Annotated in this window: 13 protein-coding genes; 8 read left to right on the forward strand and 5 right to left on the reverse strand. The window is 37.8% G+C overall.

The genetic code is table 11. From position 1 onward, the window contains the following. Nucleotides 1-41: 41 nt before the first annotated feature. From NU09_RS08340 to NU09_RS08355, 4 genes are read left to right on the forward strand one after another with little or no spacing between them, the layout of a single operon-like run. On the forward strand, nt 42-707 hold the full coding sequence (locus NU09_RS08340; RefSeq protein WP_129750821.1) for a hypothetical protein: 666 nt from the start codon (nt 42-44) through the stop codon (nt 705-707). A 5-nt stretch (nt 708-712) separates the two neighbouring features. Beyond that, nucleotides 713-1,342 (forward strand): SCO family protein, encoded by a 630-nt coding sequence (locus tag NU09_RS08345; protein WP_129750822.1) that lies wholly within the window; start codon nt 713-715, stop codon nt 1,340-1,342. Between the two features lies 1 nt (nt 1,343). Next, nucleotides 1,344-1,937, forward strand: coding sequence for a DUF420 domain-containing protein (locus NU09_RS08350; RefSeq protein ID WP_129750823.1), 594 nt, complete (start codon nt 1,344-1,346; stop codon nt 1,935-1,937). 11 nt (nt 1,938-1,948) lie between these two features. Then, the gene (locus tag NU09_RS08355) at nt 1,949-2,188 is read left to right on the forward strand and encodes a hypothetical protein (protein WP_129750824.1); all 240 of its coding nucleotides are present in this window, start codon (nt 1,949-1,951) and stop codon (nt 2,186-2,188) included. A gap of 13 nt (nt 2,189-2,201) precedes the next feature. On the opposite strand, the gene NU09_RS08360 is transcribed toward NU09_RS08355, so the two are convergent. Further along, nucleotides 2,202-3,590, reverse strand: a complete 1,389-nt coding sequence (locus tag NU09_RS08360) for a DUF4403 family protein (protein ID WP_129750825.1) — start codon at nt 3,588-3,590, stop codon at nt 2,202-2,204. 94 nt (nt 3,591-3,684) lie between these two features. Here NU09_RS08360 and NU09_RS08365 point away from each other — a divergent pair, with 94 nt between their 5' ends. From NU09_RS08365 to tsaB, 3 genes are read left to right on the forward strand one after another with little or no spacing between them, the layout of a single operon-like run. Further along, entirely contained in the window at nt 3,685-5,094 is a 1,410-nt protein-coding gene (locus NU09_RS08365) for a TolC family protein (RefSeq protein WP_317125767.1), read from the forward strand. 4 nt (nt 5,095-5,098) lie between these two features. Next, the gene (locus NU09_RS08370) at nt 5,099-6,385 is read left to right on the forward strand and encodes an efflux RND transporter periplasmic adaptor subunit (protein ID WP_129750826.1); all 1,287 of its coding nucleotides are present in this window, start codon (nt 5,099-5,101) and stop codon (nt 6,383-6,385) included. Between the two features lie 15 nt (nt 6,386-6,400). After that, nucleotides 6,401-7,063, forward strand: a complete 663-nt coding sequence (gene tsaB, locus NU09_RS08375; protein WP_129750827.1) for a tRNA (adenosine(37)-N6)-threonylcarbamoyltransferase complex dimerization subunit type 1 TsaB — start codon at nt 6,401-6,403, stop codon at nt 7,061-7,063. A gap of 5 nt (nt 7,064-7,068) precedes the next feature. On the opposite strand, the gene NU09_RS08380 is transcribed toward tsaB, so the two are convergent. The 3 genes from NU09_RS08380 to NU09_RS08390 form a co-directional block, all read right to left on the reverse strand. Next, nucleotides 7,069-7,746, reverse strand: a complete 678-nt coding sequence (locus tag NU09_RS08380) for a hypothetical protein (RefSeq protein ID WP_129750828.1) — start codon at nt 7,744-7,746, stop codon at nt 7,069-7,071. Between the two features lie 127 nt (nt 7,747-7,873). Then, nucleotides 7,874-8,710, reverse strand: a complete 837-nt coding sequence (locus NU09_RS08385) for a mechanosensitive ion channel family protein (protein ID WP_129750829.1) — start codon at nt 8,708-8,710, stop codon at nt 7,874-7,876. Between the two features lie 4 nt (nt 8,711-8,714). Next, entirely contained in the window at nt 8,715-10,733 is a 2,019-nt protein-coding gene (locus NU09_RS08390) for a thioredoxin domain-containing protein (protein ID WP_129750830.1), read from the reverse strand. Between the two features lie 189 nt (nt 10,734-10,922). On the opposite strand from NU09_RS08390, the gene NU09_RS08395 reads away from it, so the two are divergent. Next, nucleotides 10,923-11,609, forward strand: coding sequence for a peroxiredoxin-like family protein (locus NU09_RS08395; RefSeq protein ID WP_129750831.1), 687 nt, complete (start codon nt 10,923-10,925; stop codon nt 11,607-11,609). Between the two features lie 83 nt (nt 11,610-11,692). Here the strand turns inward: NU09_RS08395 and NU09_RS08400 are convergent, their stop codons facing one another. Continuing rightward, entirely contained in the window at nt 11,693-12,607 is a 915-nt protein-coding gene (locus NU09_RS08400; RefSeq protein ID WP_129750832.1) for a glycerophosphodiester phosphodiesterase family protein, read from the reverse strand. Nucleotide 12,608 lies beyond the last annotated feature (1 nt).

Raw genomic sequence — 12,608 nt, forward strand, 5'->3', positions numbered from 1 at the left:
CAACCGCCTTTTTTTAATTTTGTACCCGGAAACTTCCCGATATGAAAAAAAAGATTGTCCTTATAAGTCTGCTTATACTTCCTATTACTGCCTACATTTATTTTTCAATGGTTAAGCATAATTCACTTTTTCTGTCAACGCTGGTAGAAGATGTTGATGAGCTTCCAGACGGGACATCATTAAGTGGTGAGCCTGTTTTACTTGAAAACAAAATTTCTATTGTTGGCTTTCCGGGTAGTGATATCCTTAAAAGAAAAGAAAGCCTTTTTAACCTCAACCAGAAGATTGCAAACAAGTATGAAACATTTGATGATTTTCAAATGGTGATGCTTGTGCCTAAAGGTAGCGATGAACAGGTTGAAAAAGCAATAAGTGACCTGAAGGTTATGAGTGACCTTTCTAAATGGAAATTCTTATTTGCAGATCCGGAGCAGATAGCAGCTTTTCATAGTTCATTGCAGACAGCACAGCCTCTTGATGCCGATTCAGGTTCATTTTATGTTTACATCATAGATAAGAAAAGAAACCTGAGAGGGCGTAACGGAGAAGGTAAAAGAGGAAAAGGTAAGGATGTGATAGACGGATACAATACTTTTTCTGCCTCTGAACTTCATAACGAGATGAATGAAGATGTTATGATACTGCTTAGGGAATACAGACTTGCGTTGAAAAAGAACGAAGGTAAAGGAGTGAAGAGAAAAATATAATTACAATGAAAAATAAATATTCATATATAGGCATATCGTTTATAGTTCTGGTTTTTGGTATATGGGCTGTAAAAGAAATTGGTAACCGTTTTAAAAGGTCAGACTTGTTTGAGGTTGGTCCGGTGCCGTCTTTTGAGCTTACAGATCAGGACAACAAAAAGATTACCGATAAGGATTATAGTGGTAAGGTATATGTTATAGAGTTCTTTTTCTCTACCTGTCCTACCATCTGTCCTGTTATGAACCAGAATATGCTTAAGCTTCAGGATGAGTTTTATGGTAACCCTGAGTTTGGTATTGCTTCTATAACTATCAATCCGGAATATGATACTACTGAGGTTTTAAAGAAACACGCCGAAGCATTAGGAGCTAAACATTACAATTGGCATTTTTTAACCGGAGACAGAGATTATATTTATAACCTTGCCAATACCGGTTTTAATGTTTACGCAGGGAAAAATAATGACGCGCCGGGTGGGTTTGAACATTCAGGACTTTTTGCACTTGTAGATAAGGAAGGTAATATCCGTTGCAGGAAAGACCAATATGGTAATCCTATAATGTATTATGACGGGACTGCAGAAAGTGGTGTAAAAGAGATTAAAGAAGATATTAAAAAACTATTAGAAGAGTAATATGGAAACAGTAACATCTGAAAGCATTGAAAAGAAATACAGGATTTGGATTATTGTCCTGTCTGTTGCCATTCCGGTGGCTGTAGCAATCCTTTTTGGAGTTAAGCTTAAAGATCTAGGTTTTGATGTTAAGCCTCTTTATTTTTTACCTCCCATATATGCCGGCATTAATGGTCTTACGGCAGTAGTCTTGGTTACTGCGGTTATGGCTGTAAGAAGGGGTAAGCTAAAGTTACATGAAAACCTTATGAAGTTTGCTATTATACTTTCATGCTTGTTTCTGGTTATGTACATAGCTTATCACATGACGGCCGATTCTACCATTTTTGGTGATTTTAACCATAATGGTGTGCTGGAACTTTCAGAACAAAACAAGGTAGGTTTTTCAAGATACATTTACCTGTTCATATTACTATTTCATATTGCGCTTTCTATAATAATAATACCATTGGTATTGATAACTTATGTAAGGGCGCTTTCTAAGAGTTTTTACAGGCATAAAAAGCTGGCGCGTATTACTTATCCGTTATGGCTTTATGTGGCTGTTACAGGAGTTATAGTGTATCTTATGATATCGCCTTATTATAACTATTAAGAATATGATTGATGAGTAACAGAGTTATAAATTTCTGCTTTGCTTTTTTTGCTTTGCTTTTATCGGTACAGGCAAATGCGCAATGTGCTATGTGCAGGGCATCGCTCGAGAGCAGCGATGGAGGAATTAAACCGGAAGCAGTAAACGACGGAATAGTATACTTAATGATTTTTCCGTACCTGTTAGTGGGTCTTGTGGGTTATGCGGTTTACCGGTTAAGGAAGAAGAGAACAACAAATACTACAGAATAAAAAAAATAGACGGCTACTTAAGGCCGTCTATTTTTATATCCATTTTACCTGAAGTTTTTATAAAGGCTATTATAGCATTATCGGTTAGTTCAATCTTGTCAAACTCAAAATCATTTAAGTTACCGTTTACAAATATTCCTGCCATAGGAGAGTAGTTGTTAAGGTAAGGACTAAGGCTCTTTTTGCCCTCTTCAAGGTTTTCTGTTATACTATAACGGCAGTTTTCCTGTATTTTTCTTAGCACTGTACCTTCAGCAAGCCAGTTGGCGGTTTTCATCAGTACGCTTTTTGTGTCGAGTACATAATCCAGTTTGTCAAAATAAATTTCTTTTGTAGTAGCATTATAGCTTGGATACCCTGACAGGTAAACCGTGCCGTTAATGCTGCCGGACATATTAAGGGCAATTATCATTTTGCCTTCTTTATGCCATAGGTCAACTTTATTTACAAGGACTTTTCTGCTGCCGGAACCAAATTCCTGACCCTGAAAGTTCTTAGTCATTATTTTCGACGCATTTTCATAGGTTGATATACCTGCAACAACAACGTTAATCTTATCCGGCATCTTGCTTACGGCCTTTAAAACTACATTGTCCTTTTTAAAAGTACTTACAGGTTTTTGTCCTATTATGGTTTGCATGGTACATTTAAGTCCCATGTCCATAGTAATCTGTTTTTTTGATAATACGGCATCGGTTACATACAGCTCTACAGGAGTAAGCATAAACCAGGCTTCGTACTGTTCGTTGGATAGGAATGGGGTGCTTATTTTTTGAAGTGCCTCCAGTACCTGTGGTTTAAAATCGGTAGTATTGGCAATGGCATCGTCCAGCATCTGTTCTATTTTCGATTTAAACAGTTTTACCGCCGGGTTTATAAGATAGGTAATGGCTACTTTTTGCCCTGCAATGGTAGTGGTGGGGCTTTCCTGCCATTTAAGGCTTTCCAGTGTGGTAACGGTTGAAAGTTTCCAGTTCTTAAGGCCTACCTTGCTGTCAAGGGTTACAATGGCGTTAAGGTCAAAATCCCTTATATCTTTAAGTGTTACACCCAGTGCTGTTGTGCCATATTTTACCTTTGCACTTATTTTTATGGGTACGACCGATTGGAGTCTGCCTTTTTGCTCGGTAAACTTAATAGGGGCGGTTTTCCATATTTTAAGGGCTATGTCGTCGTCATTTATGTTGTTGTCTTCATAAATAAGTCCGGTAAAGAATTTGTTGAGCTGGTTTTCAATATCGCTAACCGATATAGTTACCGGCATGTTTACAAATGAGGTTGTTGTTTGGTAAACAGCAGGAGTGTTTGTAGAGGGTTCCGGTTTCAAGGCTTCAATACGTTTAGCGGTAGAGCATCCCGACAATATAATTACCAATGCACTTAAGGCAAACAACTTTTTCATGGTTTGTTGAAAATTTTAGCGCTAAATTAATGCTAAAATTGTAACTTTTTGCGTTCTTAATCGACTAAAACTATAGTAAATAAGGTTATTTTCTTTGAAGAAAATAAATACCTTTGTAAAACCCGTATTATTTACGCCGATGAAAACCAACTTTAGAACAGCCTTATTATTAATCCTATTCTTTTCAACCTTTACTTCTAAAGCTCAGGAGAAAAAGTGGACTTTAGAAGAGTGTGTAAATTATGCACTTCAGCATAACATATCCATCAGGGAGGCCGAGTTGGATGCCCAACTTGCCGAAGTAAATAAGAGTGATGCTTACGGGAATTTTTTACCTAACGTAAATGCCAATGCAAGCCATTTTTGGAATATAGGTCTAACCCAAAGTATTACGGGAATATTGGAACAACAAACCACTCAATTTACCAATGCGGGATTAAGCGCCGGGGTAGATTTGTTTAAAGGGCTTCAAAATCAAAGGCAGTACCGCAGGCAAAAAATGGCTCTTGTGGCCAGTCAGTACCAGTTGGTTAAAATGCAGGAAGATGTATCACTTAACGTTGCCAATGCTTTTTTAGAGGTGCTTTTTAACAAAGAGAATCTTAAAGTACAACAGGAACAACTACAGGTAGATCTTGATCAGGCAGAGCGTACTAAAGACCTGGTTGATGGAGGTATGGTGCCAAGAGGTGATCTTTTGGATATTCAGGCAACTGTTGCTGCCGACAGGCAAAAGGTTATTCAGTCGGAAAACCAGTTGTTGATCTCCAAGTTAAGTCTTGCACAGTTACTACAACTTGAGGAGTTCTGGAAATTTGATATTGCCGATGAGGAGTATGATCTGGGTGAACCGGAAGTGATGCTTAATACTCCCATGGAAGTTTATAATAAAGCAAAAGATCTTCGTACAGAAATAAAAATCGCGAAAGCTAATCTTGAAATAGCTGAACAGGATGTGAAAATTGCAAGGGCCGCTTATCAGCCTACACTTACCGGTTTTTATAATTTGAACACCAGGGTAACCTATGCCGATTATTCTTCTTTTGAAAACGGTCAGGTAGTAAGTATTACGCCTCCGCCATTCTGGAATCAGTTTTGGGATAATAAAGGGCACTCATTCGGTTTTCAGTTAAACATCCCTATATTTAACGGGTTTGCTACCAGAAACAATGTAAGGAAATCTAAAATAGCATTAGAAAGATCTAAAATAGCTTATGAAAGACAGGAGCTGGATCTTCAACGTAATGTATATACTGCCTATACTGATGTTCAGGGGGCACAAAAAGCCTATGAAGCAGCAGTTTCTGCAGCAGAGGCAAGATCACAGGCCTTAGAATATGCCAAGGAGCGTTATGAGGTAGGGCTTATAAATGTTTTTGACCTAAACCAGGCGCAAACACTTTCGGTTAATGCACAAAGCGAAGTGCTTAGGGCTAAATATGATTATATCTTTAAAATTAAAATATTAGATTTCTATTTCGGGATACCAATTACTCAAAACTAAAACTATGTCTAAAAAGTCGGTATATTATTTATTAGGAGGATTTGTTTTTATCATCGGACTGCTTGTTGTGCTTAAAAAAACAGGTACAATAGGTAATAATGATGAAGGTAAAGAGGTTGAAACCGAAAAAGTAAGCCAGATAACGCTTACCGAAACGGTTTCGGCTACAGGAAAAGTACAACCGGAAGTAGAAGTTAAAATATCATCGGAAGTATCAGGAGAAATTATTGAGCTTCCTATAAAAGAGGGTCAGCCGATTAAAAAAGGTGATCTTCTGGTAAGGATTAATCCTGACTTATATGAGTCTGGAGTTAGCAGAAGCGCTGCGGCACTTTCTACCGCTAAGGCTGGTTTGAGCCAGGCTGAAGCACAACTTAAGGAGGCTAAAGCGAATTACGACAGAAATCAATCGCTATTTAATAAAGGCGTAATCTCTAAATCAGAGTGGGATAAAATTGTTTCAGCTTATGAAGTAGCTGTTGCCAGTAAGCAGTCGGCCTATTTTAATGTACAGAGTGCAGGTGCTACTGTAAGTGAGGCGCGTGATAACCTTAACAGGACAACCATTTATTCTCCGGTTGACGGTACAATTTCCAAACTGGATGCCGAACTTGGTGAGCGAGTTGTGGGAACTCAACAGATGGCAGGTACCGAGATTTTAAGGGTTGCCAACCTAAACAACATGGAGGTAGAGGTTGATGTTAATGAGAACGATATTGTAAAAGTTGAAATAGGTGACGAGGCCAAAATAGAAGTTGACGCTTACCTTAAAAGAGAATTTAAAGGTGTAGTGACAAGTATATCAAATTCGGCAAGCAGCGAGCTTACTGCCGATCAGGTTACTAATTTTAAGGTTAAGGTAAGAATACTTAAAGAGTCGTATGAAGATATGACCAAAGGCAAGCCTTCTAATTATTCACCATTTAGGCCGGGTATGACAGCGACAGTTGAAATTATTACTGACCGTAAAGAAAATATAATGGCAGTGCCTATTAGTGCGGTTGTGATTAAAACCGATACAACTTCTGCTAAAAAAGATGTTATTCAAGAATTGGAGCGTAAAGAGAAGGAGCAAAAAACAGGCAAACTGGATGAGCGTTTTGAATGTGTGTTTGTGAACGAAGGAGGTAAAGCCGTTTTAAGGCCTATTACAACAGGTATACAGGATGATACCAATATAGAGGTGGTAAAAGGGCTTGAAAAAGGGGAGGAAGTTATTACAGGGCCATATACATTGGTTTCTAAAGAACTTAATGCGGGGGATAAAGTAAAATCAAAACCTAAAAAATAATATCAGGATAAGTCAATGGCTTTGATACTTAATATTGAAACAGCTACCAGAAACTGTTCGGTAGCACTTTCACTTAATGGTGAAATAACAGCTGTAAGAGAAATAGCAGCTGATAGTTATCTACATGCAGAAAAGCTGCATATCTTTATTGGAGAGTGTATTGAAGAAGCAGGGTGCAGCCTGAACGATTTGCATGCCATAGCTGTTAGTAAGGGTCCTGGTTCTTATACGGGGCTCCGTATAGGAGTTTCGGCTGCTAAAGGACTTTGCTACGCTTTAAATATTCCGCTAATTGCCATAGATACCATGGAAGTACTTGCAAGAAACTGCAATGCAGTAGAAGGGGAGTGTATATTGCCATTAATTGATGCCCGCAGGATGGAAGCCTATACTGCTGTTTTTAGCAGTGATTATTCTAAATTAAGGGAAACCAAAGCAGAAATAATAACTCCTGAATCTTTTATTGAACTGGAAGGTAAATTACATTTAATAGGCGACGGAGCCGCTAAGTGTAAGGAAATTTTAAACGATGATAAGTTTGTTTATCATGATAATATATTATTTCCTTCGGCAAAACAGATGTGTAGTGTAGCCAATGATAAGTACAAAAAAAGCGACATTGTTGATGTCGCTTATTTCGAGCCTTTCTATTTGAAAGACTTTATTGTTAACAAATAATTATTTTATAACAGAGTGTTTAGGTAAGCTCCTAATGTTTTTAGGTCTTCATCCTCATCTGTGTCTATTTTGTTTTCTTTGATAAAGTTTTTAATTTCTTTTTCCTTTCCGGGAATAATAGCTGTTACATCTTTCTTTTTAGTAGACATATAAACAATATCCCCATTGTTTAACTGAATATAATATTCAAGGTCTTTTTTTCTGTACATAGGGGCTTTATAGCTTCCGTAACCTGAAGTTGGGTGTTCTTCCGGCTGTAAATAAATATTCTCTTTTTTGTAGATATTTACTTTATCATTTTCACTTATCGGAATAAGGTAACGTTGAGAACTTACATTTTCCTTGTCTGTAAACTGAAGGTATTTATAAGCGCCTTTATCACCTGAAAGTGTAATTGTTTGATTGTCTTTAGGCTGAAGAACTAAAATTTCATTATTGACCTGAACTTCAATTTCATCACTATAAGCATTATATCTTATCATGCTTACTTCATTTGCATCATCAACTTTACCGGGTAAAAACTTCTCATTGTAATATTGAGAACCCTGTGCCGGCTGACTGTCAGCTTTTTTACTGTATATAGCACCTATCTGGCCATTGTTGTAGTTGTAAGTGGTCTGCTGCGCCGATAATGCAGCAGTGGCAAATAATACGGGGATTACAAGTAATTTAGTTAATTTCATTTCTAATAGTTTTTTTATTGCGTTCAAAAATATGCAATATTGTTTTCTAAGAATAGATAAAATGGCAAACAACGTGCCGTTTTATCAATACTGCGCTTTTTTAACGTTATATGTTGTAATATATTATCTAAGAAGGCAGATTTTTTTTGTCCAGATTTCTGATAACAATATCTCGTTGAGGGAAAGGTATTTCAATACCTTCGGCATCAAATTGTATTTTAACATTTTCCTGAACATCAGAAAGCATTTGCCAGTAGTCTTCGTTTTTAGCCCAGGCAAGTATCTGGAAGTTTACCGAGTTATCTGCTAATCCTTTTATCCTTATTATTGGGGCAGGCTCGTCTAATATTTTAGGTTCATTGGCTACCACTTTTGCCAATACATCTTTTACGTGCTTCATGTTACTGCCATAACCTGCGCCAATTATAATCTCGCCACGGCGCGTAACCTCTTTAGAGAAGTTTCTTATGTTACCGTTAGAAAGCGATCCGTTAGGAATGTATATTACCTGATTGCTAGGGGTAGTAATTTTAGTTGCAAAAATCTGTATTTCATTAACAGTACCTCCTTCGCCCTGTGCTTCGATATAATCGCCAACCCTGAAAGGTTTGAATATTATAATAAGCAATCCGCCCGCGAAGTTAGAAAGCGATCCCTGTAATGATAAACCTACCGCTAAACCGGCAGCACCCAATATGGCTACAAATGATGATGTTTCAACTCCCAGCTGGGCAATTACTATAATAAACAGCATTACTCTTAGCACCCATGTAAGTATATCCAAAAGGAAACGGACAGCGGTTGGGTCCATTTCTCTTCTTTTCATGATTCTAAGTATGATTGTTCTCACCAGCTTAATGGCAAGTAATCCACCTATTAACAGTACAAAGGCATATACAAGCTTTGGAGTATATTCTATTAATAAGTTTAAAAACCATTCTAAGTATCCTTCAAAGTCCTTCATTGTATTATAATTTTAGATTATTTAATGTTTCGTTTACTGATGTTAGTGGTAAGTCGCAGGTTTTGTTCTTACAAATATAAAACAGAGACTTTTCTTTATCAAAGCGATTTTTAAGGAAAGGAATCTCGCTTGAGGCAAAAGAGCCTGCCGTTATTACATGTGGCAGGTATTCGCTGTTTATATTTTTTATATCCTGTACGGCATCAGGTCCGCAAATGGCAAGTTCTTTATTATCTGTAGACAAGTCCATCCACAGGTTAAGCCAGTTTGAAAATGCAGAAGGATAATCCATATTAGGGATTATATGGTATAACATCTGTAGGGCAACTTTTTCATAATAGCCATTGTCAAACAATAAGCTCAGTTTATAAAGCAAATTAGCCATAACCGAGTTTGAAGCTGGTATTACATTGTCTTCGGTTTCATAATGCGGGGCAACCAGTTTTTCTTCCTTAAATGAGGTATAGGCAAAAAACTGCTTTTGCTCGTCGTAGAAATTTTCCAGTGTATAATCGGTTAGCTGTTTGGCATAAAGTAGCCATTTTTCATCCAGCGTAGCTTCATAATAAGTAATAAAGGCCTGTGCAGTATGGGCATAGTCTTCAAGAAATCCTTTTATTTTGGCTTTGCCCTCCTTATAGGTGCGCCACAAATGCCCGTCGGCATGCCAAAGGTGTTCGGTAATAAACAATGCATTTTTGCGCGCGGCATCAAGATATTCTTCATCCCCCAGAGCTTTGTAAGCATCGGCATAGCCTTTAAGCATAATCGCATTCCATGAGGTAAGAGTTTTGTCGTCCAGCCCTGGTTTTACTCTTTTTTCCCTTTGAGTATATAATAGCTGTTCCCAATATTTCTTCTTTTCCCTGAATTCTTCCATTGATAGGTTAAGCTCCTGAGCCAGTTTCTCTGCCGACTCGCTTTGTATAAGTACAAACTTTCCGTTTTCCCAAAAGCCAAATTCATTTATATTAAATACTTTGGCAAAAGCATCAAAGTCTTCTTTTAAAATGTCTTTTAATTCATTTTTTTCCCAAACGTAAAAAGCGCCTTCCTCCTTATGGCCTAATACATCGGGGCTATCAGCATCAAGGGCGCTGTAAAAAGCACCATTGGCGGCGGTAAGTTCCTTTTTAATAAAGAGATGGGTTTTTTCTATTACCTCTTTGTATAGCGGGTTTTTGGTTCGTTTGTAAGCCTCAGCATACAAAGTCATCAGTTGCCCGTTATCATACAGCATTTTTTCAAAATGCGGCACATGCCATTTCATGTCTACTGAATATCTTGAAAATCCTCCGTCTACTGTATCAAACAAACCACCGTAAGCCATTCGTGTAAGGGTAAGGTCGGTAAACTCCAATAGGTCTTGTGATTTTGCCTGGTAACCATAACGTTGCAGAAACAAATAATTGTTAGGCATCATAAATTTTGGAGCACGTGCATAACCGCCAAAATCCCAGTCGAAACTTTTAGACCATTTTTCAACCAACGGGCGAATGTTGTTAGGCTCGGGTAGGGAACCACTTTCATTCACGTTTACCAGGCCTATTACATTAAGTCCTTCCAGTAATTTTCCGGCATATTCGGTTACCCTGTCAGGGTTGTTAGTGTAGAGTTGGTGTAATTGTTCTAAAGAAGCTATCCAGTTTTCTTTTCTAAAATAGGTGCCTCCCCAAACAGGCCTCCCGTCTGGTAAAAGCACTACATTCATGGGCCAGCCTCCCTGGCCGGTCATAATCTGTACGGCTTTCATGTAAACGGCATCTACATCGGGCCTTTCTTCACGGTCTACTTTTATGGAAATAAAATTATCGTTCATCACCTTTGCCACTTCCTTATCCTCAAAGCTTTCATGTTCCATAACATGACACCAATGACAGGCAGAATAACCAACGCTTAATATTATAAGTTTGTTTTCATCTTTTGCTTTTGCCAGTGCATGTTCGTTCCATGCTTTCCAGTGAATGGGATTGTTTGCGTGCTGCAGTAAATACGGACTGGTTTCAAAGTGAAGTTCGTTCATAAGGCGATTATAAAAGCTATAAAATTAAGAATTTTCGGGTTGAGCGCCATGTGTTTTAAGAAAACAAAAACAATTGTTGATTTTTTGATTTACTGTGTTTTTGATATACTATTTTGATAGTGTTAAAAACCTGCCTTACAGTATCAAAATGATTAAGTTTACATATTGTAAAATCTTAAAACAATAGAAATGAAAAAAGTTTTAGCCGGCTTAATGCTGCTTAGTGCAGTTGTAGCCTGTAAAAAAGAAAATAAGGAGGCAGCTCCTGAGGAACCGACGGCAACAGAGCAGACAGCAGAAGTAAAGGATACTATTGCTTATGCCGATTTTGGTATGGATACTTCCGATTTACCAAAAGGACTTAACGTGGGAGATATGGCTCCGCAGATAAACATGACAACTGCCGACAAGAAAAATATAACATTACAGGATTTATATAAAGATCAACCTGTAGTGGTACTGTTTTACAGGGCATACTGGTGTCCGGTATGTATAAGGCATTTAGGTGAGTTTGCCCATAAAGCAAAAGAAATTGAGGATAAAGGAGCAAAGCTTGTAATTATTACTCCCGAGACCTATGAGAATGTAGCTAAAACGAAGGAAGAAACCAAAACAGATTTTATGACTATCTCTGATTTTGACGGTAGTATAATGAGGGCTTTTGACGTTGACTTTAAGGTAACCGAAACCTACCAGGAAATGATTAGGGAAAAACTTGACGCCTCGGTAGCGCAAACTAATGCAACAGGTGAACCTGTATTACCGGTACCGGCCACATTTATTATTGATAAAGGAGGTAAGATAGTGTACAAGCACTTTAATCCTAATTACAGGGAAAGAGCAACGGTAGAAGAAATAGTAGCTAACCTGCCATAAAATCAACGAAACAAGACTAATGAAAAAACCCTCTCCGGCGGCTGCCTTTGAGGGTTTTTTGAATTAAACACAACGAAACGATTTTATAACTTGTTAAGTACTCTTTCTGGATAATCAGTAATAATACCGTTTACTTTAAGCTCAAGCATACGGTCTATATCCTCCGGGTTGTTAACTGTCCATGGGATAAGGCGCATGTTTTTTGCTTTTATAGAATCGGTAAAAGCTTTGTTTACCAGATTATAATGCGGGCTGTAAATTTCAGGGACAAAATCCAGCTGCGACAGGTTTTTGTCTATGCCCGGCTCTCCGGTAAGAAAAGCAATGGTTATTTTAGGATACTTTTTTCTTAATATGTTTAACGGAGCAGGATCAAACGACTGAATGTTTATTCTTTCCGCTAGGCCTTTCTCGTTAACAACCTGCATAACCATATCTACAAAATCAGAAGGTTGGGGTTGGCTGTTGCCATATTCCTTTACATCTGATTTGATTTCGATATTGTAGCGCACAGGTTTTAGATTGTTAGCCTTAATATAGCTTTCCACAGTATCTATCATTTCAGAAAGCAAAGGCTTATAAGTATTCATCTTTTTCTGCTCGGGAAAGTTTTTGTTGCCTTTAGAACCGGTATCAAATTTTTTGATACTGTCATATGTCATCAGGTGCAGGTTATAACTGCGCTCATTTTCCTTAGTGATAGAATCGCCCTCAGGAGTTGTAACATATACCGATGACATAAATGGTTCGTGAGAAACCACAACTTTACCGTCTTTAGATATTACCACATCAAGTTCCAGTACATCGGCACCTTTTTTTACTGCGCTTAAAAAAGCAGGAATAGTGTTTTCCGGGAAATTTCCACGGTCGCCCCTATGTCCCTGAACTTCAATTTTTGCAGTTTCGGTTTCAGTAACTTCTTCTGTCTTCCTGTCGCTTTTACAGGCAATCATACCTGCTGCAAGGGTAATAGCTAAATATGCTTTAAGATGTTTCATA

This window comes from Flavobacterium beibuense (assembly GCF_004151245.1).
Taxonomy (GTDB): domain Bacteria; phylum Bacteroidota; class Bacteroidia; order Flavobacteriales; family Flavobacteriaceae; genus Flavobacterium; species Flavobacterium beibuense_A.

Excerpts from the sequence above, each read along its gene's own strand:
- NU09_RS08340 (WP_129750821.1), top strand. The coding sequence starts at position 42 with ATGAAAAAAAAGATTGTCCTTATAAGTCTGCTTATACTTCCTATTACT.
- NU09_RS08345 (WP_129750822.1), top strand. The coding sequence starts at position 713 with ATGAAAAATAAATATTCATATATAGGCATATCGTTTATAGTTCTGGTT.
- NU09_RS08350 (WP_129750823.1), top strand. The coding sequence starts at position 1,344 with ATGGAAACAGTAACATCTGAAAGCATTGAAAAGAAATACAGGATTTGG.
- NU09_RS08355 (WP_129750824.1), top strand. The coding sequence starts at position 1,949 with ATGAGTAACAGAGTTATAAATTTCTGCTTTGCTTTTTTTGCTTTGCTT.
- NU09_RS08360 (WP_129750825.1), bottom strand. The coding sequence starts at position 3,590 with ATGAAAAAGTTGTTTGCCTTAAGTGCATTGGTAATTATATTGTCGGGA.
- NU09_RS08370 (WP_129750826.1), top strand. The coding sequence starts at position 5,099 with ATGTCTAAAAAGTCGGTATATTATTTATTAGGAGGATTTGTTTTTATC.
- tsaB (WP_129750827.1), top strand. The coding sequence starts at position 6,401 with ATGGCTTTGATACTTAATATTGAAACAGCTACCAGAAACTGTTCGGTA.
- NU09_RS08380 (WP_129750828.1), bottom strand. The coding sequence starts at position 7,746 with ATGAAATTAACTAAATTACTTGTAATCCCCGTATTATTTGCCACTGCT.
- NU09_RS08385 (WP_129750829.1), bottom strand. The coding sequence starts at position 8,710 with ATGAAGGACTTTGAAGGATACTTAGAATGGTTTTTAAACTTATTAATA.
- NU09_RS08390 (WP_129750830.1), bottom strand. The coding sequence starts at position 10,733 with ATGAACGAACTTCACTTTGAAACCAGTCCGTATTTACTGCAGCACGCA.
- NU09_RS08395 (WP_129750831.1), top strand. The coding sequence starts at position 10,923 with ATGAAAAAAGTTTTAGCCGGCTTAATGCTGCTTAGTGCAGTTGTAGCC.
- NU09_RS08400 (WP_129750832.1), bottom strand. The coding sequence starts at position 12,607 with ATGAAACATCTTAAAGCATATTTAGCTATTACCCTTGCAGCAGGTATG.